Annotated in this window: 22 protein-coding genes and 1 riboswitch; of the genes, 18 read left to right on the forward strand and 4 right to left on the reverse strand. The window is 68.0% G+C overall.

Features of this window, described 5'->3' with window-relative positions; genetic code table 11:
• The first annotated feature begins 90 nt into the window (after positions 1-90).
• A complete protein-coding gene (adh, locus tag ABNX41_RS02465) occupies positions 91-1,608 on the forward strand; it encodes an aldehyde dehydrogenase (protein WP_438668126.1) in 1,518 nt (505 codons plus the stop codon).
• Between the two features lie 135 nt (positions 1,609-1,743).
• On the opposite strand, the gene ABNX41_RS02470 is transcribed toward adh, so the two are convergent.
• The gene (locus tag ABNX41_RS02470) at positions 1,744-2,196 is read right to left on the reverse strand and encodes a MarR family winged helix-turn-helix transcriptional regulator (RefSeq protein WP_438668127.1); all 453 of its coding nucleotides are present in this window, start codon (positions 2,194-2,196) and stop codon (positions 1,744-1,746) included.
• A 251-nt stretch (positions 2,197-2,447) separates the two neighbouring features.
• On the opposite strand from ABNX41_RS02470, the gene ABNX41_RS02475 reads away from it, so the two are divergent.
• From ABNX41_RS02475 to ABNX41_RS02545, 15 genes are all read left to right on the forward strand, one after another.
• Positions 2,448-3,284, forward strand: coding sequence for an urease accessory protein UreD (locus tag ABNX41_RS02475; protein ID WP_438668128.1), 837 nt, complete (start codon positions 2,448-2,450; stop codon positions 3,282-3,284).
• Positions 3,281-3,583 (forward strand): urease subunit gamma, encoded by a 303-nt coding sequence (locus ABNX41_RS02480; RefSeq protein WP_438668129.1) that lies wholly within the window; start codon positions 3,281-3,283, stop codon positions 3,581-3,583. The genes ABNX41_RS02475 and ABNX41_RS02480 overlap by 4 nt, the downstream gene beginning before the upstream one ends.
• A gap of 11 nt (positions 3,584-3,594) precedes the next feature.
• Entirely contained in the window at positions 3,595-4,149 is a 555-nt protein-coding gene (locus tag ABNX41_RS02485) for a HupE/UreJ family protein (protein WP_438668130.1), read from the forward strand.
• 9 nt (positions 4,150-4,158) lie between these two features.
• The gene (locus ABNX41_RS02490) at positions 4,159-4,464 is read left to right on the forward strand and encodes an urease subunit beta (RefSeq protein WP_438668131.1); all 306 of its coding nucleotides are present in this window, start codon (positions 4,159-4,161) and stop codon (positions 4,462-4,464) included.
• Positions 4,464-6,215 (forward strand): urease subunit alpha, encoded by a 1,752-nt coding sequence (ureC, locus tag ABNX41_RS02495; protein ID WP_438668132.1) that lies wholly within the window; start codon positions 4,464-4,466, stop codon positions 6,213-6,215. The genes ABNX41_RS02490 and ureC overlap by 1 nt, the downstream gene beginning before the upstream one ends.
• A 120-nt stretch (positions 6,216-6,335) precedes the next feature.
• Positions 6,336-6,506, forward strand: coding sequence for a hypothetical protein (locus ABNX41_RS02500; RefSeq protein ID WP_438668133.1), 171 nt, complete (start codon positions 6,336-6,338; stop codon positions 6,504-6,506).
• A gap of 39 nt (positions 6,507-6,545) precedes the next feature.
• Positions 6,546-7,175, forward strand: coding sequence for an urease accessory protein UreE (locus ABNX41_RS02505; RefSeq protein ID WP_438668134.1), 630 nt, complete (start codon positions 6,546-6,548; stop codon positions 7,173-7,175).
• Between the two features lie 12 nt (positions 7,176-7,187).
• Positions 7,188-7,820 carry an urease accessory protein UreF gene (locus ABNX41_RS02510; protein ID WP_438668135.1) on the forward strand — a complete coding sequence of 211 codons (633 nt, stop codon included), beginning with the start codon at positions 7,188-7,190 and terminating at the stop codon, positions 7,818-7,820.
• Positions 7,817-8,506, forward strand: a complete 690-nt coding sequence (gene ureG, locus ABNX41_RS02515) for an urease accessory protein UreG (RefSeq protein ID WP_438668136.1) — start codon at positions 7,817-7,819, stop codon at positions 8,504-8,506. Before ABNX41_RS02510 ends, ureG begins: the two co-directional genes overlap by 4 nt.
• An 89-nt stretch (positions 8,507-8,595) precedes the next feature.
• A riboswitch (cobalamin riboswitch) is annotated at positions 8,596-8,795 on the forward strand.
• Positions 8,796-8,876: 81 nt separating this feature from the next.
• Positions 8,877-10,115: an aromatic ring-hydroxylating oxygenase subunit alpha gene (locus tag ABNX41_RS02520; RefSeq protein WP_438668137.1), complete on the forward strand. Its 1,239-nt coding sequence runs from the start codon at positions 8,877-8,879 to the stop codon at positions 10,113-10,115.
• Positions 10,116-10,117: 2 nt separating this feature from the next.
• The gene (locus tag ABNX41_RS02525) at positions 10,118-11,227 is read left to right on the forward strand and encodes an FAD-binding oxidoreductase (RefSeq protein WP_438668138.1); all 1,110 of its coding nucleotides are present in this window, start codon (positions 10,118-10,120) and stop codon (positions 11,225-11,227) included.
• Positions 11,228-11,380: 153 nt separating this feature from the next.
• The gene (locus ABNX41_RS02530; RefSeq protein WP_438668139.1) at positions 11,381-11,977 is read left to right on the forward strand and encodes an OmpW/AlkL family protein; all 597 of its coding nucleotides are present in this window, start codon (positions 11,381-11,383) and stop codon (positions 11,975-11,977) included.
• A gap of 201 nt (positions 11,978-12,178) precedes the next feature.
• The gene (locus ABNX41_RS02535) at positions 12,179-15,505 is read left to right on the forward strand and encodes a transglutaminase family protein (RefSeq protein WP_438668140.1); all 3,327 of its coding nucleotides are present in this window, start codon (positions 12,179-12,181) and stop codon (positions 15,503-15,505) included.
• A 42-nt stretch (positions 15,506-15,547) separates the two neighbouring features.
• Positions 15,548-17,938, forward strand: a complete 2,391-nt coding sequence (locus ABNX41_RS02540) for a circularly permuted type 2 ATP-grasp protein (RefSeq protein ID WP_438668141.1) — start codon at positions 15,548-15,550, stop codon at positions 17,936-17,938.
• The gene (locus ABNX41_RS02545; protein ID WP_438668142.1) at positions 17,938-18,813 is read left to right on the forward strand and encodes a transglutaminase family protein; all 876 of its coding nucleotides are present in this window, start codon (positions 17,938-17,940) and stop codon (positions 18,811-18,813) included. Before ABNX41_RS02540 ends, ABNX41_RS02545 begins: the two co-directional genes overlap by 1 nt.
• A gap of 34 nt (positions 18,814-18,847) precedes the next feature.
• Here the strand turns inward: ABNX41_RS02545 and ABNX41_RS02550 are convergent, their stop codons facing one another.
• A complete protein-coding gene (locus ABNX41_RS02550) occupies positions 18,848-20,134 on the reverse strand; it encodes a glycosyltransferase family 2 protein (RefSeq protein WP_438668143.1) in 1,287 nt (428 codons plus the stop codon).
• 163 nt (positions 20,135-20,297) lie between these two features.
• On the opposite strand from ABNX41_RS02550, the gene ABNX41_RS02555 reads away from it, so the two are divergent.
• Positions 20,298-22,220, forward strand: a complete 1,923-nt coding sequence (locus tag ABNX41_RS02555) for a transglycosylase SLT domain-containing protein (protein WP_438668144.1) — start codon at positions 20,298-20,300, stop codon at positions 22,218-22,220.
• Positions 22,221-22,257: 37 nt separating this feature from the next.
• On the opposite strand, the gene rlmH is transcribed toward ABNX41_RS02555, so the two are convergent.
• The gene (gene rlmH / locus ABNX41_RS02560; RefSeq protein ID WP_438668145.1) at positions 22,258-22,728 is read right to left on the reverse strand and encodes a 23S rRNA (pseudouridine(1915)-N(3))-methyltransferase RlmH; all 471 of its coding nucleotides are present in this window, start codon (positions 22,726-22,728) and stop codon (positions 22,258-22,260) included.
• Positions 22,729-22,758: 30 nt separating this feature from the next.
• The gene (gene rsfS / locus ABNX41_RS02565; protein ID WP_438668244.1) at positions 22,759-23,109 is read right to left on the reverse strand and encodes a ribosome silencing factor; all 351 of its coding nucleotides are present in this window, start codon (positions 23,107-23,109) and stop codon (positions 22,759-22,761) included.
• 455 nt (positions 23,110-23,564) lie between these two features.
• Here rsfS and leuC point away from each other — a divergent pair, with 455 nt between their 5' ends.
• Complete coding sequence (leuC, locus tag ABNX41_RS02570; protein ID WP_438668146.1) at positions 23,565-24,983, forward strand: 3-isopropylmalate dehydratase large subunit; 1,419 nt, start codon at positions 23,565-23,567, stop codon at positions 24,981-24,983.
• Positions 24,984-24,987: the final 4 nt, after the last annotated feature.

Consider the following 24,987-nt stretch of genomic DNA (forward strand, 5'->3'; position numbering starts at 1 on the left):
CAATGGTATGCAAAGACGGTTTTCGCGCCTTTCTATGTTGCACGGATCAACCGAGCCGCGAGGAGGCGGCCCCAACCGGAGGAAGCGGAAATGACCAAGCATGAAGAATTCGGCCTCAAGGCCGCACCTTTCAAGACGCGTTACGACAACTTCATCGGCGGCGAATGGGTCGCGCCGAAATCCGGCCGCTACATGGAAAACGTCTCGCCCGTGACCGGCACGGTGCTGTGCGAGGTGGCGCGCTCGGACGCCAAGGACATCAAGGCCGCGCTGGACGCCGCCCATGCCGCGCGGCGCAAATGGGGCGCGACCAGCACCACCGAGCGTTCGAACATCCTGCTCAAGATCGCCGACCGCATCGAGCAGAACCTCGAAGCCATCGCGCTGGCCGAGACCTGGGACAACGGCAAGCCGCTGCGCGAGACGCTGGCCGCCGACATCCCGCTGACCGTGGACCATTTCCGCTATTTCGCCGGGGCGATCCGGGCGCAGGAAGGCGGCATCGGCCAGATCGACGACGATACCGTCGCCTATCACTTCCATGAGCCCTTGGGCGTCGTGGGCCAGATCATCCCCTGGAACTTCCCCATCCTGATGGCGGCATGGAAGCTGGCCCCGGCGCTGGCGGCGGGGAATTGCGTGGTGCTCAAGCCCGCCGAACAGACCCCGGCCTCGATCCTCTACCTGCTCTCGTTCATCGAGGATCTGCTGCCGCCGGGCGTTTTGAACATCGTCAACGGCCTGGGCGAAGAGGCGGGGGCCGCGCTGTCCTCCAGCCCGCGCATCGCCAAGATCGCTTTCACCGGCTCGACCCCGGTGGGCAAGCTGATCATGAAGGCCGCCGCCGACAACCTGACCAACATCACGCTGGAACTGGGCGGCAAGAGCCCGAACATCTTCTTCGCCGATGTGCTGGACGAGGACGACGACTATTTCGACAAGGCGCTGGAAGGCTTCACCCTTTTCGCGCTGAACCAGGGCGAGGTCTGCACCTGCCCGTCGCGGGCCCTGATCCAGGAATCGATCTACGAGCGCTTCATGGAGCGCGCGCTGAAACGGGTAGAGGCCATCGTGGCGGGCGATCCGCGCGCGGCGGGCACCATGATCGGCGCCCAGGCCAGCAAGGAACAGTTCGACAAGATCTCCTCCTATCTCGATATCGGGCGCAAGGAAGGGGCGAAGGTGCTTTCGGGTGGTGCTGCGAACCATTTCGACGGCGATATCTCGAAAGGCTTCTACATCCAGCCCACGGTTTTCGAGGGCAACAACAACATGCGGGTGTTCCAGGAGGAAATCTTCGGCCCGGTGGTTTCGGTCACCACCTTCAAGACCCCGGACGAGGCGATCGAGATCGCCAATGACACCCCCTTCGGCCTTGGCGCCGGGGTGTGGAGCCGCAACGCCAATACCGCCTATCGCGCGGGCCGGGCGATCGAGGCCGGCCGGGTCTGGACCAACTGCTACCACCTCTATCCGGCGGGTGCGGCCTTTGGCGGCTACAAGCAATCGGGCATCGGGCGCGAGACGCACAAGATGATGCTCGACCACTATCAAGAGACCAAGAACCTGCTGGTAAGCTACAATCCGAAGAAGCTCGGCTTCTTCTGATCCCCCACCCCCGGTCGGGTCGGCCCCTTCCTTGGTGCAAGGCGAAGGAAGGGCGGGTTCGGCCGGGGGATCGGCGGCCGGGTTCCCCCTCCTCACCCGGCCGCCCGTTTTCACCTGATCAGATTCCCTCCACCATCAGATTCCCCGGGCGGCTTCGCGGTCCGGTCCCGACAGGGTTTCCAGAACGCTGGCCAGCCCGGTCTCAAGCATCCGGCGCTGATCCTCGGTCAGGGGGGCCAGCGCCTCGGCGCAGATCCGGTGCGCAATGGCCATGATCTCGCCCGCCACCGCATCGGCCCTTTCGGTATGACGGATCAGGCGGGCTCGGCGGTCCTCGGGATGGGTGATCCGCTCCACCCAGCCCGCCGCCGCCATCCGGTCGATCAGGCGCGAGACGCTGATCGGCTCCACATACAGATGTTCGGCAAGCTGCCTCTGGGTCATCGGCCCGCCGGTGTAGACCAGCACCAGCAGGCGGAACTGGGTCGAGGACAGCCCGTGCGGGGCCGCGCGCTCGTCGAAGCGGCGGCGCAGCGCGCGCGAAGTGTCGTGGAGAAGCTGGCTGAGTCGGTCGATGGAATATGCCATGCGGGACCGCTTGGCCGCGCATGGCCCATGTTTAAAGGGGAAAAATCGAAGATGTGACGCATTGCCGGGCAGGCTGTTGCGGTCCGGCCTGGTGCGGCGAAAAAGCAAGTCCAAAATCTGCCTCTTTTGTGATCGAAGTGCCGATATCGTAATCATGTTCGAGGGCGCGCGCGCTTGCGGCCCGGGCCGCGCCCCGAATGGGCGTTGAGCCCGCCGGGCCGGGCGCCAAGACTGCGCGAGAAGGGGGGCCCATGACCGCGCATTTCCAGCCAGGCCAGATGCAACGCAGCCGGGGCGAGGCCGCTGTCCGGCTGGTCGCCCGGCCCGGCTCGGGCGAGGCGGTGATCGCGGGGCTGCGCCAGCAGGGTTCGGCCAAGGCGATCCTGCCCCATGCCGGGGCAGAGCCGGAGGTGGTGTTCCTGAACACCTCGGGCGGGCTGACCGGCGGCGACCGGCTGGCCTACCGGCTCGATCTCGGTTCCGGCTGTCGCGCCACCGCCATGACCCAGACCGCCGAGCGCGCCTATCGCGCGGGCCAGGGCACCGCCGAGGTCGAGGTCGCGATGACGGTCGGCGCCGGGGGCTGGCTGGACTGGCTGCCGCAGGAGACCATCCTCTTCGACCGCTCGGCCCTGTCGCGGCGCACGGTGATCACGCTTGGCCCCGGCGCGGGCTGTCTCGCCATCGAGGCGGTGGTGCTCGGCCGCGCCGCCATGCGCGAGACGCTTGCCGGGATCGCCTTTCGCGACCGGCGCGAGATCTGGCGCGGTCCGACGCCGGTGATGGTCGAGCCGCTGGCGATCAGCACCGAGGCGCTTTCGGCGGGCCGCGCGGTCCTCGGCGGCGCGCGGGCCTTCGCCTCGCTCACCATGGTCTCGACCGGGGCCGAGGCCGCCCTGCCCGCGCTGCGGGCCGCGCTGGACGAGCCGGGGGTCGAGGCGGCGGCCTCGGGCCTTGACGGCAGGCTGATGTGCCGGATGCGGGCCGGTGACGGCTGGCCCCTGCGCAGACAGATCACAAGGGCGCTGGCGGTGCTGCGGCAAAGGCCGCTGCCGCGCGTCTGGCAAACACTGGAGAGGATGGCATGAACCTGACCCCGAGGGAGAAGGACAAGCTGCTGGTCAGCCTTGCGGCCATGGTGGCGCGCGGGCGCCTGGCGCGCGGCGTCAAGCTCAACCACCCCGAGGCGGTGGCGCTGATCACCGATTTCGTGGTCGAGGGCGCGCGCGACGGCCGCTCGGTCGCCGATCTGATGGAGGCGGGCGCCCATGTCGTCACCGCCGATCAATGCATGGAGGGCATTCCCGAGATGATCCATTCCGTCCAGGTCGAGGCCACCTTTCCCGACGGCACCAAGCTGGTGACCGTGCATCATCCCATCCGCTGAAGGAGCCCCCCGTGAACCGCATTATGCTGACCCTGATGTTGCTGCTGCCGACGGCGGCGCTGGCCCATCCCGGCCATGGCGTTGAATACTCGTTCTTGGCGGGGCTGACGCACCCGGTCGGCGGGCTCGACCATCTGCTGGCCATGGTGGCGGTCGGGCTCTGCGCCTCGGTGCTGGGCGGGCGGGCGCTGTGGGCGCTGCCGCTGGCCTTCGTCGGCGGCATGGTCGCGGGCGGGCTGGCCGGCGCGGCGGCCCTGCCACTGCCGACGGTCGAGCCGATGATCCTGGCCTCGATCGTCGTGCTGGGGGCGCTGACGGCGGCGGCGCTGAACCCCTCGCTGCCGTTGGTGGCGGCGGTGACGGCGGCCTTCGGGCTGTTCCACGGCCATGCCCACGGCACCGAGGGGCCGACGGGCGGGCTGGCGCTTTACGCCATCGGCTTTGTGCTGGCGACGGCGGGGCTGCATCTGGCCGGGATCGCGCTGGGGCGCGGTCTGCAACGCAACCTGACCCGCGTCGCCGGTGGCCTGACCGCCATCGCCGGTGTCGCGCTGGCCCTTGGCTGAGGTAACCCCATGATCCCGGGCGAGATCTTCCCCGCCGATGGCGACATCATCCTGAACGCCGGGGCCGAGGTCACCGTGCTGACGGTGGCCAATACCGGCGACCGCCCGGTGCAGGTCGGCAGCCATTACCATTTCGCGGAAACCAATCCGGGGCTGGCGTTCGACCGCGCGGCGGCGCTTGGCAAGCGGCTGGACATTCCCGCCGGGACCGCCGTGCGGTTCGAGCCCGGCCAGACCCGCGAGGTGGCGCTTGTGCCGCTGTCGGGCGGGCGCCGGGTCTATGGCTTCAACGCGCGTGTGATGGGGGATCTCTGATGGCGCATGTCATCTCGCGCGGCACCTATGCCGACATGTATGGCCCGACCACGGGCGACCGCATCCGCCTTGGCGATACCGAGATCATCATCGAGGTCGAGCGCGACCTGATCGCCGAACGCTCGGGCGCGGCGACCAGGGGGGCGAACGGGCCGCTTTACGGCGAGGAGGTCAAGTTCGGCGGCGGCAAGGTGATCCGCGACGGCATGGGGCAAAGCCAGTTGACCCGGGCCGAGGGCGCGATGGACACGGTCATCACCAATGCGCTGATCCTTGACCATACCGGCATCTACAAGGCCGATGTGGGCCTGCACGACGGCCGCATCGCCAGGATCGGCAAGGCCGGGAACCCCGACACCCAGCCCGGCGTCGATGTGATCGTGGGCCCGGGGACCGAGATCATCGCGGGCGAGGGCCGGATCCTCACGGCCGGCGGCATGGACGCCCATATCCATTTCATCGCCCCGCAGCAGATCGACGATGCGCTGCACTCGGGCCTGACCACCATGCTGGGCGGCGGCACCGGGCCCGCGCATGGCACTTTGGCCACCACCTGCACGCCCGGCCCCTGGCATCTGATGCGGATGTTTCAGGCCGCCGACGCCTTCCCGATGAACCTTGCCTTCGCGGGCAAGGGCAACGCCAGCCTGCCCGCCGGGCTGGAGGAACAGATCCGCGCCGGGGCCGCCTGCCTCAAGCTGCATGAGGACTGGGGCACCACCCCCGCCGCCATCGACTGCTGCCTGACGGTGGCGGACCGGATGGACGTGCAGGTGATGATCCACACCGATACGCTGAACGAATCGGGCTTTGTCGAGAATACCCTGGCCGCGATCCGGGGCCGCACGATCCACGCCTTCCACACCGAGGGCGCGGGCGGCGGCCACGCGCCCGACATCATCAAGGTGGTGGGCAGCCGGAACGTCCTGCCCAGTTCCACCAACCCGACCATGCCCTATACCGTCAACACGATCGAAGAGCATCTCGACATGCTGATGGTGTGCCACCACCTCGACCGCCGGGTGCCCGAGGATGTGGCCTTCGCCGAATCCCGCATCCGGCGCGAGACCATCGCGGCCGAGGACATCCTTCACGACATGGGTGCGTTCTCGGTGATCTCGTCCGACAGCCAGGCCATGGGGCGGGTGGGCGAGGTGATCACCCGCACCTGGCAGACCGCCCACAAGATGAAGCTCCAGCGCGGCCGCCTGCCCGAGGAGCAGGGCGAAAACGACAATATCCGCGCCCGGCGCTATATTGCGAAATATACCATCAACCCCGCCATCGCCCATGGCATCGGCGGCCATATCGGCTCTATCGAAGAGGGCAAGCGCGCCGATCTGGTGCTGTGGTCGCCCGCCTTCTTCGCCGCCAAGCCCGAGATGGTGCTGATCGGCGGCGTGATCGTGGTGGCGCAGATGGGCGATCCCAATGCCTCGATCCCCACGCCGCAGCCGGTCCATACCCGGCCGATGTTCGGCGCCTTCGGCCGGTCGGTGGAGCGTAATGCCGTGATCTTCGCCTCGAAAGCGGGATACGAGGCCGGGATCCGCGATGACTACGGCCTTGCCAAGGATCTGGTCGCGGTCGAGAACACCCGGGGCATCGGCAAATCCGACATGCGGCTGAACGACCTGACCCCGCAGATCGAGGTCGATCCCGAAACCTATGAGGTGCGCGCCGATGGGGTGCTGCTAACCTGCGAACCGGCGCGGGAATTGCCCCTGGCGCAAAGATATTTCATGTTCTGAACATGGAAATCAGCGTTGATTCAAATGCAGGGCAGTTATTCGGTCAGCATCGTTGCCCTATTTGCTGCGGTGCGGCATATTGGGGACAGGGAGGAAACCATTTCGTGAAAGAGGTTTCCCATGATTTCCGCAAGATCCATCTGGTTTCGACTCGTCTCCATGTCCGAGGAACGCTACGGCGCCGGGCAGCTTGCCCGTCTGGCCGAGACCAGCGATGCCGAACTCGCCGCGCGCGGCACCAATCGCCTGGACGAACTGCACCGCCTCCTGGGCGCACGCTCCTTGTTCTGAGGCCGAACTGCGGCACGGAATGCGGGACGGGGGGGCGCAATGGCTGACCTTCCCCTCGCGCGCGACGTGCTGAAAGAGGCGCCCGACCAGACCTATGATCTGGTGGTCCTGGGCTATGACGAGCGGCTCTTGCGCCGCAAGAGGCTGGTGACCGTGCATGGCGAGGGGTTTCTCGTCGATCTGCCGGTGGTCACCAATCTTGATGATTTCTGGGGCTTTCGCCTGCTGGACGGGCGCGCGATCCAGGTGGTTGCCGCCGAAGAGGCGCTGGTCGAGGTCACCGGCCCCGATCTTCTGCGCTACGCCTGGCATATCGGCAATCGCCACACGCCTTGCCAGATCGAGCCGAAGCGCCTGCTGATCCGCGCCGATCATGTGCTTGAGGCGATGCTCTCGGGTCTCGGCGCCGGTCTGACGCCGGTTTCCGAGCCTTTCACGCCCGAGGGCGGCGCCTATGGCCACGGTCGCACCATGGGCCATTCGCATGGCGATGAACATCGCCATGAACACGGTCACGCGCCGGGCGGCGCGCAGGCGCCCACCCCCGGCGGCGAGGCGCTTGGCTGGCACGACCATGGCGACGGGCGGCTGCATTATCACCCGCCCGCCCGGCCCGAGGCGGCAACCCAGATGCCGCCTTTGCCCTATGGCCACCGCGACGCCAAGTGACGGCGGCGCAAGGTGACCGCCCGGTTGACCCTGATCCAATGGCTTTCCCCGGCGTTTCCGACCGGCGCCTTCGTCTATTCGCACGGGCTGGAGCAGGCCATCGCCGATGGCGCGGTCCGCGACGCGGCGGATTTTCGCGACTGGCTGGCGGGGGTGATCGAATTCGGCGCGGGCTGGCAGGATTCGGTCCTTCTGGCGCTTTCCCTGCGCGACGGCGCGGATCATGCTGCGCTGGCCGATCTGGCCCTGGCGCTCTCCCCCTCGCAGGAGAGGCTGCGCGAGACCGCAGAGCAGGGCGCGGCGTTTGCCCGCACCGTCTCGGCCCTGACGGGGCGCGAGATCCTGCCCGCGCCGCTGCCGGTGGCGATCGGGCGGGCGGCGCAGGCGCTGGCCTTGCCCGCCTTCGAAGTGATCGCGCTGGCGCTGCATGCCTTCGCCTCGAACCTCGTCACCATCGCCACCCGGGCGGTGCCGCTTGGCCAGACCGAGGGGCAGGGCGTTCTGGCCGCGCTGCATCCGCTGATCGCCGGGCTGGCCGAACGGGCGGCGCAGGCGGGCGAGGAAGATCTTGGCAATGCCGCGCTTTGCGCCGATCTTCAGGCGATGCGGCATGAAACCCTTGAGACAAGGCTGTTCAGGACATGACCTCTCCCCACGGGCCCCTGCGGGTCGGAATCGGCGGCCCGGTCGGCGCGGGCAAGACCACCCTGACCGAAGGATTGTGCCGCGCGCTTTCCCGGCGCTGCGAGATGGCGGTGATCACCAACGACATCTACACCCGCGAGGATGCCGAATATCTGATGCGGGCGCAGGTCCTGTCGGCCGAGCGGATCCGGGGGGTCGAGACCGGCGGCTGCCCGCATACAGCGATCCGCGAGGATGCCTCGATCAACCTTGCCGCCGTGGCGGATCTGAACGCGGCCTTTCCCGCGCTCGACCTGATCCTGATCGAATCGGGAGGCGACAATCTGGCCGCGACCTATTCGCCGGAACTGGCCGATCTGACCATCTATGTGATCGACACCGCCGCGGGCCAGGACATCCCGCGCAAGCGCGGGCCGGGGCTGACGAAATCCGACCTGCTGGTGGTGAACAAGACCGATCTCGCCCCCCATGTCGGGGTGGATCTGGCGCAGCTTGAGGCCGATACGCGGGCGGCGCGCGGCACGCGCCCCTATGTCATGGCGCGACTGCGACAGGGCGCGGGGATCGAGGCCGTGGTGGATTTCCTGATCCGCGAGGGCGGGCTGGTGCTGACCGGCCCTGCCTCCGGTCGGGCGTCCGATCCCACCTCCGGCCCGGCCCTGGCGGAGGGCGTTTCCGGCCCTTGACCGGGTCTGCGCATGGCGGGGAATTTTCGGCGCGACCGTTTCCGCTTGCCGATGGTCGCAAACAGTCGATCCCGCCCGCCCGCGCCGTGATTTCCTGATCCCTGCAAGGTGCTGCCCGCAGGGGCAGGGAACTGGAAAGTCGGCGCAAGACCGGCACTGCTTCCGCTACGGTGACGGGAAAGGGCGCGACGACGGCCGCCGGGGGAAGGGAGCCCCCGGGAAGGCGTCGCGCCACGGGCCATCGGCCCGGCCCGCGGCCCGCAAACCCGCCTTCGCATCGACGAAGCCGCGACCGGCGGGGCCCCGGCTCCAAGGGCGCATCACTGGAAACCGGCCCATGCGGGGAGGCTTGGGCAGAGCGAGGTCTGAGATGCTGAGCCATTCCGACATTCTGGGGCAGATCGCCTCACGCCGCCCCGCCTTTGCCCTGTCGCGCGATCTTTATTGCGATCCGGGCACCTATGCCGCCGATCTTGAACAGATCTGGTATCGCGAATGGCTGTTCGCCGTTCCGACCTGCGAATTGGTCAAGCCGGGCGCCTATGCGACCCTTCAGGTCGGCACCTATCCGGTGGTCGTCATCAAGGGCAAGGACGGCCGGATCCGCGCCTTTCACAACGTCTGCCGCCATCGCGGCCAGCGGCTTTGCGCCAAGGAGACCGGATCGACTCCGAACCTTGTCTGCCCCTATCACCAATGGACCTACGACCTTGAAGGCAAGCTGATCTTCGCCCGCGACATGGGCGAGGATTTCGACGCCTCGAAATTCGGGCTGAAGAAGGTGCATTGCCTGGATCTGGGCGGCGTCGTCTATATCTGCCTGGCCGAGGTGCCGCCGCCGGTGGCGGATCTGGCGCGCACGGCGATGGGCTATCTGGCGCCCTCGGGTCTTGGCGAGGCGAAGGTCGCCTTCTCCTCGACCATCGTCGAGAAGGGCAACTGGAAGCTGGTGATGGAGAACAACCGCGAATGCTATCATTGCGGCGGCTCGCATCCCTCGCTGTGCCGGACCTATTCCGACAATCCGCGCATGACCGCGATGGACGGCCCCGATTCGGCCAGCCCCGACATCCTTGACCACTGGAAGCGCTGCGAGGCGGCGGGCCTGCCGTCGCGCTTCGTGAACAAGGCGGATTTCCAGTGGCGGCTGGCGCGCATCCCGCTGCTGAACAATGCCGAAAGCTATACGATGTCGACGAAGCATGCGGTCGCGAGGCGCATGGGCCAGATGCCGTTCTACGACGCGGGCAGCCTTCTGATGTATCACTATCCGAACACCTGGAACCATTTCCTGGGCGATCACGCCATCGTCTTCCGGGTGCTGCCGATCAGTCCGACCGAGACCGAGGTCACCACGAAATGGCTGGTCCACAAGGATGCGGTCGAGGGCGAGGATTACGACATCAAGACCCTGACCGAGGTCTGGATCAACACCAATGACGAAGACCGCCAGGTGGTCGAGGAGAATCAGAAGGGCATTCTCTCTCCCGCCTATGAGCCCGGGCCCTATTCGCCGATCCAGGAAGAGGGCGTGATCCAGTTCATCGACTGGTATTGCGGGGTGATGACGCGGCGGCTGTCGCCCCCGACCGCGATGGCGGCGGAATAGAAATGCCCACAGTGAAATCCCGCCTGAACTGGACGGCCGAGCCCTGGTCGGGCCAGGAGCCCCTGGAATGCGCCATGGTGGTGCCGGAAACCCCGGACACCGCGACCTTCACCTTCCGCGCGCCTTCGGGCGCGTGGTTCGACTATCAGCCGGGGCAGTTCGTCACGCTCGACCTGCCGGTGGATCCGAAGAAGGGCGCGGGCGGCAATGTGCAGCGGACCTATACGATCTCGTCCTCGCCCTCGCGGCCGCTGTCGATCTCGGTCACGGTCAAGGCCCAGCCGGGCAGCATCGGCACGCGCTGGATGCTGGACCACCTGAAGCCGGGGATGCGGATCAAGGCCTTCGGGCCCGCGGGGATCTTCAGCTTCCACCGCCATCCGGCGCGGAAACACCTGTTCATCTCGGCCGGATCGGGCATCACGCCGATGATGTCGATGACGACCTGGGCCTGGGATTCGGGGGAGATGCCGGATATCGTCTTCGTCCATGCCGCGCGCCGCCCCTCGGACCTGATCTTCCGCGAAAGGCTGGAGCAGTTCGCCAATCGCGTGCCCGGCCTGCAATTGCGCTTCACGGTCGAAGAGCCTGATCCGTTCCGCGCCTGGCCCGGCTATCACGGGCGGTTGTCGCAGATCATGCTGGGCCTGATGGCGCCGGATTATCTTGAGCGCGAGGTGTTCTGCTGCGGGCCCGAGCCCTTCATGCAGGCGGTGCGCGAGATGCTGGTCTCGCTGGGCTACGACATGGAGCATTACCACCAGGAAAGCTTCGGCGCCCCGGTCTCGACCGAGGCCGAGGCCCCGGTGATCGAGGATATCGCCCCCGAAGAGGGCGCGGGGGCCGAGATCAGCTTCACCGGCCCGGGCGCCGGTTCGGGCGTCAGCCTGCGTTGCGCCGAGACCGATACCGTCCTGGCGGTCGCCAGGCGCGCCGGGCTCAACATTCCCTCGGGCTGCACCTTCGGGCTGTGCGGCACCTGCCGGACCAGGAAGGTCTCGGGCGAGGTGCATATGGTCCATAACGGCGGCATCTCGGACGAGGATATCGAAGAGGGCTGGATCCTTGCCTGCTGTTCGAACCCTCTGGGCAAGGTGGTGGTCGAGGTGTGAGCGGGGCGCGGACAAAGAGGCATTCAGGATGTGTTTTATAATAAAAACAATATATTGAATGCCAATATGTCGCAGGCGGACTTGACCTGTGTCAATGTTTTGTGACGGCTGCGGGTGCAGGGATTTCGCAGCAATCAAACCGCGAGACCCGACATGAAACATTTCCTTCCCGCCCTTGTGGCAGCCGCCCTGATCTCGGCCCCCGCCCTTGCGCAAGAGGCCGGGACGATCACCCTCGGCCTTGGTCTTGGCTATGTCTCGCCCAAGGACGGCAACGGCATCGTCGGCCCGGGCGAGGCCGATATCGGCTCGAACACCCGGCCCACTCTGACGCTGGAATATTTCATCCGCGACAATATCGGCATCGAGCTTCTGGCGGCCACGCCCTTCAAGCACAGCATCTCGATCGTCGGCGTGGGCGAGATCGGCGAGACCAAGCACCTGCCGCCGACGCTCTCGGTCAACTGGCACATCCCCACCGGCGGCAAGCTGACCCCCTTCGTGGGCGTCGGCGTCAACTACACCAAGTTCTTCGAGGAAAGCTCGATCCTGGGCGAGCTGAAGCTGAAGGAAAGCTTCGGCCTCGCCGCCACGCTGGGCGCCACCTATGCGATCTCGGACCGGGCGGCGGTGCGGGCGGACCTGCGCTATATCGACATCGACAGCGACGTCTATCTGGACGGCAGCAAGATCGGCACCGCCAATGTCGACCCGGTGGTCTTCGGCGTCTCTTATGTGACGAAGTTCTGATTTCCGCCCGGGGGCACCGACACAAGGCCGAGGGGGCGCGGGTCATTCCCGCGCCCTTCGCCATTATTTCGACTGCTATTTGTGCAACAATGGCATGAATGCCGCTTCCGCGGTCAAAAAAACGCGCCGCATCGCCCGGACGCTTCCTTTCGCGGCAAGGCGCGGGAAGAATGATGCCGGAAACAGGCTCAGGCGGGGCGCATGTCGATCAAGGCCAGCATCTATCACCTTACCCATTACACCTATGACCAGCCGGTGCGGCTTGGCCCCCAGATCATCCGCCTGAGGCCCGCGCCGCACAGCCGCACCCGTGTCATCTCGCATGCGCTGAAGGTCTCGCCCGGCGGGCATTTCGTGAACCACCAGCAGGACCCCTACGGCAACTGGCTGGCGCGTTTCGTCTTTCCCGAGCCGGTGCGCGAATTGAAGATCGAGGTCGATCTGGTCGCCGACATGACGGTCTACAACCCCTTCGATTTCTTCGTCGAGGAAGAGGCGCAGGAATGGCCGTTCTCCTATCCGCTGGATCTTGAGGAGGACCTGTCGATCTATCGCAAGGTTGAGGACCTCGGCCCGGAATTCGACGCCTATATGGCGAAGATCCCGCGCAAGAAGGCGCGGACGGTGGATTTCGTCGTCGGGCTGAACCGGGATCTGTCGAACCATGTCAAATATCTGATCCGCATGGAGCCGGGGGTGCAGACGCCCGACCAGACGCTGGCGCTGGCCTCGGGCTCGTGCCGGGATTCGAGCTGGCTTCTGGTCAATATCCTGCGCCATCTGGGCTTTGCCGCACGCTTCGTCTCGGGCTATCTGATCCAGTTGAAACCGGATCTGAAGGCGCTGGACGGCCCCTCGGGGACCGAGGTCGATTTCACCGATCTTCACGCCTGGGTCGAGGTCTATCTGCCTGGCGCGGGCTGGGTCGGGCTTGATCCCACCTCGGGCCTCCTGACCGGCGAAAGCCATATCCCGCTGGCCGCCACCCCGCATTATCGCAATGCCGCGCCGATCGTGGGGGGCTATTACGGCCAGGCCGGGGTCAGTTTCGATTTCGACATGAAGGTGGCGCGGGTCGCCGAACATCCGCGCATCACCAAGCCGTTCTCGGATGAAAGCTGGGAAGAGCTGAACGCGCTGGGCCACAAGGTCGACCAGGCGCTGACGGCGGGCGACGTGCGGCTGACCATGGGGGGCGAGCCGACCTTCGTCTCGATCGACGATTTCGAAAGCGAGGAATGGAACACCGCCGCCGTCGGCCCGACCAAGCGCGACCGCGCCGATACGCTGATCCGCCGGTTGCGCGACCGTTTCGCGCCGGGCGGCTTCCTGCACTACGGCCAGGGTAAATGGTATCCGGGCGAGACGCTGCCGCGCTGGACCTTCTCGCTCTACTGGCGCCGCGACGGCCTGCCGGTCTGGCGCAATCCCGAACTGATCGCCGCCGAGGGCGCCGATCAGGGCGCCACCGCCTTGCAGGCGCAGGAGCTGCTGCGCGAGATCGCCGCCGATCTTGAGATCGACGAAGCAAATGTCATGCCCGCCTATGAGGATCCGGCCGAATGGCTGGTCCGCGAGGCGAACCTTCCCGAAAACGTGACGCCCGAGAATTCGAAGCTGAAGGACCCCGAAGAGCGTCACCGCATCGCCACCGTCTTCAATCGCGGGCTGGAAAATCCGGTGGGATTCCTGTTGCCGGTCCAGCCCTGGATGGCGCGCGACGGGCGGCGCAAATGGTATTCCGAACGCTGGCGCCTGCGGCGTGGCCGGGTCTATCTGGTGCCCGGGGACAGCCCGGTGGGCTACCGGATCCCGCTCAACTCGCTGCCCTATCTCAGCCCGGCGCAATATCCCTACATCAACCCGATGGACCCGACCATCGAGCGCCCGCCGCTGCCCGAACCCGCCGGGATCGAGCCCAGGCGCCGCAGCCAGCCGATGGCCTCTTTCGTGGCCTCGGCCCCGGTGCAGGGGGTCGTCCCGCAATCGGTCCACGAGGTCGAGGGCCATGTCCGCACCGCCCTGACGGTCGAGCCGAGGGACGGCAGGCTTTGCGTCTTCATGCCGCCGGTGACCGCGCTGGAAGATTATATCGACCTTCTTCACAGCGCCGAGGCCGCCGCTGCGCGGCTGGGGCTGAAGGTCCATATCGAGGGCTATCAGCCGCCGCATGACCCGCGCCTGAACGTGATCCGCGTTGCCCCCGATCCCGGGGTGATCGAGGTCAACATCCATCCGGCAAGCAGTTGGGAGGATTGCGTCGCGATCACCCGGGGCGTCTATGAGGACGCCCGCAATTCGCGCCTTTGCGCCGAAAAGTTCATGATCGACGGCAAGCACACCGGCACCGGCGGCGGCAATCACGTCGTGGTGGGCGGGGCGACCACGCTCGACAGCCCCTTCCTGCGCCGTCCCGACCTGTTGAAATCGCTGATCCTGCACTGGAACCGGCATCCCTCGCTTTCCTACCTGTTCTCGGGGCTGTTCATCGGCCCGACCAGCCAGGCCCCCCGGATCGACGAGGCGCGGCACGACGGGCTTTACGAGCTGGAAATCGCGCTGTCGCAGATCGCCGCCCCGGGCGAGGGCATCGTGCCGATGCCCTGGCTGACGGACCGGCTTTTGCGCAACCTGCTGACCGATGTGACCGGCAACACCCACCGCGCCGAGATCTGCATCGACAAGCTGTATTCCCCCGACGGGCCCACCGGGCGGCTGGGGCTGGTGGAGTTTCGCGGCTTCGAGATGCCGCCGGATGCGCGGATGAGCCTTGCGCAGCAACTGCTGCTGCGGGCGCTGATCGCGCGGTTCTGGGCCAGCCCGGCGCGCGGCGATCTGGTGCGCTGGGGCACCGCCCTGCACGACCGCTTCATGCTGCCGCATTACGTCTGGGAGGATTTCCGCGACGTGCTTTCCGATCTGCGCGCCCATGGGTTCGACCTGAAGGAGGAATGGTTCACCGCCCAGGGCGAGTTCCGCTTCCCCTTCTGCGGCGAGGCCGAGTTCGAGGGCGTGCGGCTGGAGCTTCGCCAGGCGCTGGAGCCCTGGCATGTGCTGGGCGAGACCGGCGCCATCGGCGGCACCGTGCGCTATACCGACAGCTCGACCGAGCGGCTTCAGGTCAAGCTGACCGCCGCCGAGCCGGGCCGCTACACCGTCACCTGCAACGGGCGCGAGCTTCCGCTGGCAGGCGCCGGGCCCGGGGTTTCGGTGGCGGGCGTGCGGTTCAAGGCCTGGCAGCCCGCCAGCGCCATGCATCCGACCCTGCCCGTCCAGGCCCCGCTGGGCTTCGACATCTTCGACCGCTGGTCGAACCGCGCCCTGGGCGGCTGCACCTATCACGTCGCCCATCCCGGCGGACGCAACTACGACACCTTCCCCGTCAACGGCAACGAGGCCGAGGCGCGCAGGCTGGCGCGGTTCCAGCCCTCGGGCCACAGCCCGGGCACGTTCTGGCACCCTTCGGCCGAGCGGCGCTCGGCCGAATTCCCGATGACCCTTGACCTCAGGCGCCCTCTCGGCGTTTGATCTTTTGATCAAAATTGGCCCGCCTGTGGTGGGGAAGGCAAGATGGACGGCGACAGGGAACGGCTTTCCGAGGTGACGGCGCCGCGCGATTACGCGTGCCAGCCCGGCGTGCCCGACGAAATGATCGGTCCCGACGGGCTGGTCCGGCCGCTGTGGCGGCCGCTGGCGCGCGCGCTGGCCTCGGCGCTGCCGCAAGAGATCGAGCTGCGCCGCGCCCGGGCCGAGCAATATCTGCGCGATTCCGGGGTGTTCTATCGCCAATATGGCGCGGGCCGGTCGGATGAGCGGCCCTGGCCGCTGTCGCCGGTGCCGGTGCTGGTCGATCAGGCCGATTGGGATGCGCTGACGCCGGGGTTGATCCAGCGCGCCGAACTGCTGGAAGCCCTGATGGCCGATCTTTACGGCCCGAACCGCATGGTCGCCGACGCCCATCTGCCCCCCGAACTGCTGGCGGGCAATGGCGAATGGCTGCGGCCCATGGTGGGGGTGCGGCCGCGCTCGGGCCATTTCCTGCATTTCCTCGCCTTCGAGATCGGGCGCGGGCCGGACGGCAAATGGTGGGTGCTGGCCGACCGCACCCAGGCGCCCTCGGGCGCGGGCTATGCGCTGGAAAACCGGGTGGCGACCTCGCGCGCCTTCTCGGACCTTTATGCCGGGGGCAATATCCACCGGCTGGCGGGTTTCTTCCGCGATTTCCGCAACGCGCTGCTGCGCCCGGGCGAGGACAGCGAGGGCCGGGTGGTGATCCTCTCGCCCGGTCCGATGAACGAGACCTATTTCGAACATGCCTATATCGCGCGCTATCTGGGTTTCACGCTGGTTCAGGGCGAGGATCTGACCGTCCTGGGCGGACGTGTCCATGTGCGCACCGTCTCGGGGCCGCGCCCGGCCGAGGTGATCTGGCGCAGGCTCGATTCCACCTATGCCGATCCGGTGGAGCTTGATCCCGGATCGCGTATCGGCACGCCAGGCATGGTTTCCGCGCTGCGGGCGGGCGGGGTGACGATGATCAACTCGCTGGGCTCGGGCGTGCTGGAGACGCGGGCGCTGATGGCCTTCCTGCCCCGGTTGTCGCGGCTTTTGCTGGGGCAGCCGCTGGCCCTGCCCAATATCGCGACCTGGTGGCTGGGGGGCGCGGCCGAGCGGGGCGTGGTTCAGGCGAGTCCCTCGAACCTGATGCTGTCGCGGGCGCTGGCGACCGGGGCGCCCTTCGAGCATCAGGGCGAATTGGGCCTGGCCGCCAACCTGCCGCCCGATGAACTGGCCGCGCGGCTGGCCAGGGACGGCGCGGCGCTGGTCGCGCAAGAGGTGGTGCGGCTTTCCACCACGCCCACGCTGATCGAGGGGCGGCTGATGCCGCGCCCGATGGCGCTGCGGGTTTTCCTGGCCCGGGTGAACGGGCGCTGGCAGGTGATGCCCGGGGGCTTCGCGCGGATCGGCGCCTCGCCCGATCCGGCGGCCATCGCGATGCAGCGCGGCGGATCCACCGCCGATGTCTGGGTGGTCAGCGACAAGGGCCCGGTGGCCGAGGTTTCGCTGACCGGCGGCGGCCTGGGGCCCTACCGGCGGGTCTCGCCCGGGGCGCTGCCCGCGCGGGCAGCGGACAACCTGTTCTGGCTGGGCCGCTATGTCGAGCGCACCGAGGCGACGGTCCGGCTCTTGCGCGCGTGCAACATGCGCATGGCCGAGACCGGCGCCTCGGCCCGCCCGCTGCTGGCCGCGATCGAGCCGCTGCTGGAATTCAACGGCATCACTGCCGATCGCGGGATCCCCCCGGGGCTTCTTGAGACGCTTTCCGCCGCCATCGCCACGGCGGGGCGGGTGCGCGACCGCTTCTCGCCCGATGCCTGGTCGGCGCTGGTCGACATCGACAAGACCGCGCGGCGCATGGAGACCCGCGTGGCCCCCGGCGACGATGCCGCCCGCGCGCTTTCGGCGCTGCTGCGCAAGCTGGCCGGCATTTCGGGCCTGGTGCATGAGAACATGTATCGCTTCCTGGGCTGGCGGTTCCTGACGCTGGGGCGGCTGCACGAGCGTGCCATGGGCATGTCGGCGATGCTCGCCATTCTCGCGGATCCCGACATGCCCGAGGGCGCGCTGGATATCGCGGTGGAACTGGGCGACAGCGTGATGACCCATCGCCGCCGCTTTGCGGTTTCCACCACGCGTGAGACTGTGATCGACCTTCTGGGGCTGGACGAGGCCAATCCGCGCTCGCTCCGCCATCAGATCGACGGGCTGCGCGACCAGATCTCGCGCCTGCCCGGCGCCTATGAGGGGGGCAACCCCTCGACCCTGATGCGCGCGGCGATGCGGCTTCAGGTCACCCTGGCGACCGAGGCGCCCGAGACGCTGGGCTCCGACGCGATCTGGGACCTGCGCGCCCAGATCCTGGCCCTGTCGGATCTGATCACGGGGGCCTATTTCCACTGATGCTTTACGGGCTGCGCCTTGAGGTGAACTACAGTTTCGACCGCCCGGCGGGCGCGGGCCGCCAGCTTCTGCGCGTGACCCCGGCGCATCTGCCGGGTCGGCAGGAACTGCGCGCCGCGCGCGTCGCCGTCTCGCCCCCGCCGCTGGAGGAGCATCGCTTCACCGATTTCTTCGGGACCGAGGTGATCGAACTGGTGCTGCCCGCCGGCCTTACCGAATTCGGGGTGGTGATGACCGCGCAGGTCGAGCGTATTCCCATGGGCGCGGTCCTCGACATCTCGCCCTCGCCGGGGCTTCTGGCGGCCGAGCTTTCCGGCGTGGGCGACATTTCCGGCGACAGCCCGCATCACTTCCTGCCGGTCTCGCCCCGGATCCCGGTGGTGGCCGAGATTTCCGCCTTCGCGGCAGAGGCGGCGAGGGGCGCCCCCACCCTGCGCGAGACGGTCGAGCGGCTGGGCCGCGCCCTGCATGAAGAGATCCGCTTCGACGCGACCGCGACCGAGGTCGACACCCCGATCGCCGAGGCCTTCGCGGGCCGCAAGGGGGTCTGCCAGGACTTCGCCCAGATCATGATCGCGGGGCTGCGCAGCCTTGGCATTCCGGCGGGCTATGTCGCGGGCTATCTGCGCACCCTGCCGCCGCCCGGAAAGCCCCGGCTGCAAGGCGCGGATGCGATGCATGCCTGGGTGCGGGCCTGGGCCGGGCGCGAGACCGGCTGGATCGAATATGACGCGACCAACGCCTGTCGCGTCGATGCCGATCACATCGTGGTGGGCTATGGCCGCGACTATGGCGATGTGGCGCCGGTCACCGGCTCGCTGCGGCTGGATGGCGACCATACCGGCTCGCACAGCGTCGATATCGCCGAGATCTGAGCGGCCGGGGGCGGCTCGGGGGGGGGGTGCGGGATCAGCCGATCCCGTGCTTTTGCCGGATGCGCGCCAGATTGGGCTCCAGCCCCACGGTGAAGGACAGGTTGCCGATCCCGCGCTCGGCCAGGGCATAGATCGTGGTGATCACCGGCACCGCCACCGGGGGGGCGGCGGCGGTATAGCGCAGCACCAGATCCCAGTCGACCAGCCGGGTCAGCGCCTCGTCGAAGCCGCCGAGGCGGTCGTGCAGGCCGCGGCGATGCACGAAGCCGTTGAGGTCGATGAAATTCTCTTCGCGCAGCGCCTGCGCGTCGAAGGGGCGGAAGAGAATGTCGCTCCACCCGCCTTCAAGGTCGTGGCGCGCCACCGCCGTATAGGCGCAATCCGCCCCGCCCGAGATCAGCCCGGACAGGGCGTAAAGCAGGTGGTCGGGCTCCCATCTGTTGTCGCTGTCGAGATAGGCGATCACATCGCCGCTGGCCGCTGCGAGGCCCAGGTTGCGCGCCGCCGAGACGCCCCGGTTCTGCGACCGGATCACCCGCAACTGGCCGGTTTCGATCGGCGCGGCGAAGCGGGCCTCCAGCAGATCGGCAGAGCCGTCGGTCGATCCGTCGTCGACCACCAGCACCTCATGCGCGGGCCAGGATTGCAAAAGTGCCGACAGCACCGCATGGGGCAGCAGGCGCGCGCGGTTGTAGCTGGGAAGGATCACGCTGACCCGGGGCCGGGCCCGGTGCAGGACCGCCATCGCCTCGTCGCGCAATGCGGGCGAAAGGGTCTCGGGATAGGCGGGATCGGCCTGGCCGAGCGCGGCCAGATCCCGCGGCAGGTTGCGCATCGCGCCCGGCAGGACCTGCGCCAGATCGGCGGGATAGCGCCCCTCGGCCCCGCCGCCGGCGATGAAATGCGCCAGCGGATCCACCCGCGCCGCCGCGATGTCGGGATAGCGGGCAAGGTAATGCGCCCCGTCGAAGATGCCGCGCGCGGCCCGTTTCGACATCGCGCCAAGTGCACGGGCCAGCAGCACATCCATCGCCGCCGCCTCGCCCGTCAGCCGCAGGGGCTCGCGCCCGGTGAGCTGCCGCATCAGCGTCTTGAGCCGGAAGGCGGTGTCCTGCCGGGAGATCCGGTCGTGCAGCAATTCCTCGCCCAGGGTGTTCAGGACAAGCGCGAGCAGCGCGCCCTCGCCTTCGCCCGCGGGGTGATCGCGCAGCGCCGCCTGGCAGGCCAGGATCTTCTCCGCAGGCCCGCCGTCCGACGAAAGCGCAAGGCGGATCGCTTGCGAAAGCCCGCTTTCCACGCCATCTTCCGACCGATCACCCATATGCCACCTTTGCCCGAACCCGTCCGGTGCAGGGACCGGACGGCGCCAGAATCCTCCCGCCCGGCGGATTTCTCAACCCCCCGATTGGCCTGCGCCACCGGCCCGGGCCCTGTTGACGGGATCGTTGCTTGTCGCGGCGCCGGGGCTCGGGCAGTTTGGCGCCATGATCCGACTTCTGCGCCTTTTCCTTCTGCTGCCGCTGTTGCTGCTGCCGGTTTCCGCCCGCGCCGATGAGGTGCAGGCGATGAAGACCGCGCTGCAACTGATCCCGACCCGCCAATGGGAGGCCGCGCTCGCGGTCGCGCCTTCGGGGGTGGGGCGCGATTTCGTGCTGTGGTCGATGCTGCGCGAGGGCGAGGGGCGGCTTGGCGATTACGAGGATTTCCTCGCCCGCCGCGCCGATTGGCCGGGCCTGGCGCTTCTGCGCCAGAAGGGCGAGGCGGCGGTGGCCCGGTCCGAGACGCCCGCTCGCGTGATCGGCTGGTTCGGCGCCGACCTGCCGCGCACGGCCGAGGGTTCGATCGCGCTGGTGCGCGCGGCGCTGGCGCGCGGAGAGCGCGATCTGGCCGAGACGGTGGCGATGCGGGCCTGGGCCGAACAGGTGCTGACGGTCGAGGAGGAACAGGTCCTGCTGGCGATGATGCCTGAGGCGGTGGCCTCGGTCGATCAGCTTCGGCTGGAAAACCTGCTCTGGGCCGGGCGGCGGGTCGAGGCGATGCGGATGCTTCCCCGGCTGTCCGAGGGGCAGCAGGCCCTGGCGCGGGCACGGATGGCGCTTCGCGCCGATCAGGCCGGTGTCGACCAGTTGGTCGCGGCGGTGCCCGAGGGTCTGCGCGCGGATCCCGGCCTTGCCTATGAGCGGTTCATCTGGCGGATGCGGCGCGATCTTTACGACAGCGCCGCCGAACTGATCCTGTCGTTGCCCGCCGATTCGCTGGGCCGCCCCGCCGAATGGGCGCCGCGCCGGGCGCTGCTTTCGCGCTGGCTGATGCGCCAGGGCCGCGGGGACGAGGCCTATCGCCTGGCCGCCGCGCATGGGCTTTCAAGCGGCGCGGCCTTTGCCGATCTGGAGTTTCTGGCCGGGTTCCTCGCGCTTCGGCATCTGGACCGGCCCGATCTGGCGGTGACGCATTTCGCGCGGCTCAGGGCCGGGGTCTCGACCCCGATCAGCGTCTCGCGCGGGGAGTATTGGCAGGGCCGCGCCGCCGAGGCGCGGGGCCGCCAGTCCGAGGCCGAGGCCTTCTACCTGGCCGCCGCCCGCCACCAGACCGCCTATTACGGTCTTCTGGCGGCCGAGCGGCTGGACCTGCCGCTCAGCTCCGAACTGCTCGACACCACGCGCCCGCCGCATTGGCGCGGCGCGGGTTTCGCGGGATCCTCGGTGCTGGAGGCGGCGCGGCTTTTGCTCGCCGCCGGGGACAAGGGGCAGGCGCGGCGTTTCCTGCTGCATCTGGCCGAAAGCCTCGATGGCGCCGAACTGGCGCAGCTTGCCGATATGGCGCTGGAACTGAACGAGCCGAATATCGCCGTGCTGATCGCCAAGGCCGCGGCCGAACGCGGGGTGATCCTGCCCGCCGCCTATTTCCCCACCCCCGATCTGGTGCCCGAGGGGCTGAAGGTCAGCCGGGCACTGGCGCTGGCGATCGCGCGGCGCGAAAGCGAATTCGACCCGCTGGCGCGGTCGCAGGCCGATGCGCGCGGGCTGATGCAGGTGCTGCCAGGCACTGCCGAGTTGATGGCGCGGGAACTTGGCCTTGATTACTCGGCCGGAAAGCTGTTCAGCGATCCGGGCTTCAACGTGCAGGTCGGCGCGGCCTATCTGGCGAAGATGGTCGAGGAATTCGGCCCCTCGATCGCGCTGGTGGCCTCGGGCTACAATGCGGGCCCCGGTCGCCCGCGCCGCTGGATCACCGAATTCGGCGATCCGCGCCGGGCGGATGTCGATGTGGTGGACTGGGTCGAGACCATCCCCTTCGCCGAGACCCGGACCTATGTGATGCGGGTGGTCGAGGGGCTGGTGATCTACCGCGCCAAGCTGCGCGGCACGACCGGGCCGATCCGCATCACCGCCGAGCTGAAGGGCTGAGTCGCGATCCGGGCGGGGCGACTCGGGCCAGAGGCGGTCAGGCCCGGTGATAGGGCCCGCCCGCAAGGATCGTCGCGGCGCGGTAAAGCTGTTCGGCCAGCATCACCCGCACCAGCATATGCGGCCAGACCATGGGCCCGAAACTGATCGAGGCATCGGCGCGGGCCCGCAGGCCGGGCGAAAGCCCGTCCGCGCCGCCGATCAGGAAGGCCAGGTCCTGTCGCCCGGCATCGCGCCATTTCGCCAGCAGCGCGGCGAATTCGGGCGAGGACAGCATCTGCCCGCGCTCATCCAGCGTGCAGACCAGCGCGCCCTGCGGGATGGCGCGGGCCAGGAGCGCGGCCTCGGCCTCCATGCAAAGATTCTTGCGGTCCTCGACCTCGTGCTCGCGCGCGGGGCCAAGGCCAAGCGTGCGGCCCTGCTTGCCCAGCCGGTCGAGGTAATCGTCGCTCAGAACCCGCTCGGGGCCCGCGCGCAGCCGACCCACGGCACAGATATGGATGCGCATCCCCTAGCCCTTTCGCAGGCCCGGGCCGGATCAGGCCTCGGGCGCGGCGATGGTGCGGGCGCCGGAAACCTGGCCCGCCGGAAGCCACATCTTTTCAAGCTGGTAGAACTCGCGCACTTCGGGGCGGAAGACATGGACGATCACGTCGCCGGTGTCGATCAGCACCCAGTCGCCGGTTTCGCGGCCTTCCATCTTGGCGCTGACGCCGAAGCCCTGTTTCAGCCGGTCGGCCAGCTTTTCCGCGATGGCGGCGACCTGGCGCGAGGACCGGCCCGAGCAGATCACCATGTAATCGGCCACGTCCGAGCGCCCGCGCAGGTCGATCTGCACGATATCCTCGGCCTTGTCGTCATCGACCGAGCCAAGGACGGCGGCAAGGATCTGTTCGGGGGTGAAATCCGTGGGCGCGGGGCGTCCCTCGCGCGTGGCGACCGGAAGCCCGGTCGAAGGATCAGAGTGAGACAGGACTTGGGTCCTCCAGCAACGCGCCGCTGCGGGCGGCGCCCCGGTCCGAGTGTTTCGGCGCCAAGATTAGCACCGGCGGGCCGCCAACTCAACGCAGGAGGGCGCGGATAGGGGATTTCGCGGCCCGGGGCAAGGGTGCGGGCCAAGCTGCGCCCTTGCCTCAAGGGGGATTCGGGTCTAGATATCGCCCCATGCGAGGGTTCATCTATTTCAACATCACCGACCATGCCCGGCTTCCCGCCCGGTTCTTCGGTGCGACCCGCAACATTCTCGCGCGTCTTTGACGCGGCGGGGCGCGCCGCTCATGCGCGCTGCCGGATGCCGCGAGCCAAGAGAACCCATCATCAAAGCCATGCCCAAGGGTGAGAGCCATGACCGCTCCGAGAACGCTCTACGACAAGATCTGGGACGACCATGTCGTCCATACCTCCGAAGACGGAACCTGCCTGCTTTATATCGACCGTCACCTGGTGCATGAGGTGACCAGCCCCCAGGCCTTCGAGGGGCTGCGCATGGCGGGCCGCAAGGTCCATGCGCCGCAAAAGACCATCGCGGTGCCCGACCACAACGTGCCCACCACCGAAGGCCGCGACAGCCATATCGACAATGAGGAAAGCCGCATCCAGGTCGAGGCGCTGGACAGGAACGCGCGCGATTTCGGCATCAACTACTATCCGGTCAGCGACATCCGCCAGGGCATCGTCCATATCGTCGGGCCCGAGCAGGGCTGGACCCTGCCGGGGATGACCGTGGTCTGCGGCGACAGCCATACCGCGACCCATGGCGCCTTCGGCGCGTTGGCGCATGGTATCGGCACCTCCGAGGTGGAGCATGTTCTGGCCACCCAGACGCTGATCCAGAAGAAGTCGAAGAACATGAAGGTCGAGATCACCGGCTCGTTGCGCCCCGGAGTCACGGCCAAGGACATCACGCTTTCGGTGATCGGCGTGACCGGCACGGCGGGCGGCACCGGCTATGTCATCGAATATTGCGGTCAGGCCATCCGCGAACTGTCGATGGAAGGCCGGATGACGGTCTGCAACATGGCGATCGAGGGCGGCGCGCGCGCGGGCCTGATCGCGCCCGACGAGACCACCTTCGCCTATTGCCGCGGGCGCCCCCATGCACCGAAGGGCGCCGCCTGGGAGGCCGCGCTCACCTACTGGAAATCGCTTTTCACCGATGAGGGCGCGCATTTCGACAAGGTCGTGACCATCCGGGGCGAGGATATCGCCCCCGTGGTGACCTGGGGCACCTCGCCCGAGGACGTGCTGCCGATCACCGGCACCGTGCCCTCGCCCTCGGAATTCCAGGGCGGCAAGGTCGAGGCGGCGCAGCGCAGCCTCGACTACATGGGGTTGAAGCCCGGCATGAAACTGTCGGAGATCGGCATCGACGCGGTCTTCATCGGCTCGTGCACCAATGGCCGGATCGAGGATCTGCGCGCCGCCGCCGCCATCCTGAAGGGCCGCAGGATCGCGCCGGGCGTGCGCGGCATGGTGGTGCCGGGCTCGGGTCTGGTGCGGGCGCAGGCCGAGGAAGAGGGGCTGGCCCAGATCTTCATCGATGCCGGTTTCGAATGGCGGCTGGCGGGCTGCTCGATGTGCCTTGCCATGAACCCCGACCAGTTGAACCCGGGCGAGCGTTGCGCTGCCACATCGAACCGCAATTTCGAGGGCCGCCAGGGCCGCGGCGGGCGCACCCATTTGATGAGCCCCGCCATGGCGGCGGCGGCGGCGGTCACCGGCCATCTGACCGATGTGCGCGAGATGATGGCGGAAACCGTCTGACACT

It is taken from the genome of Pseudogemmobacter sonorensis (assembly GCF_042762395.1).
Classification (GTDB): Bacteria; Pseudomonadota; Alphaproteobacteria; order Rhodobacterales; family Rhodobacteraceae; genus Pseudogemmobacter; species Pseudogemmobacter sonorensis.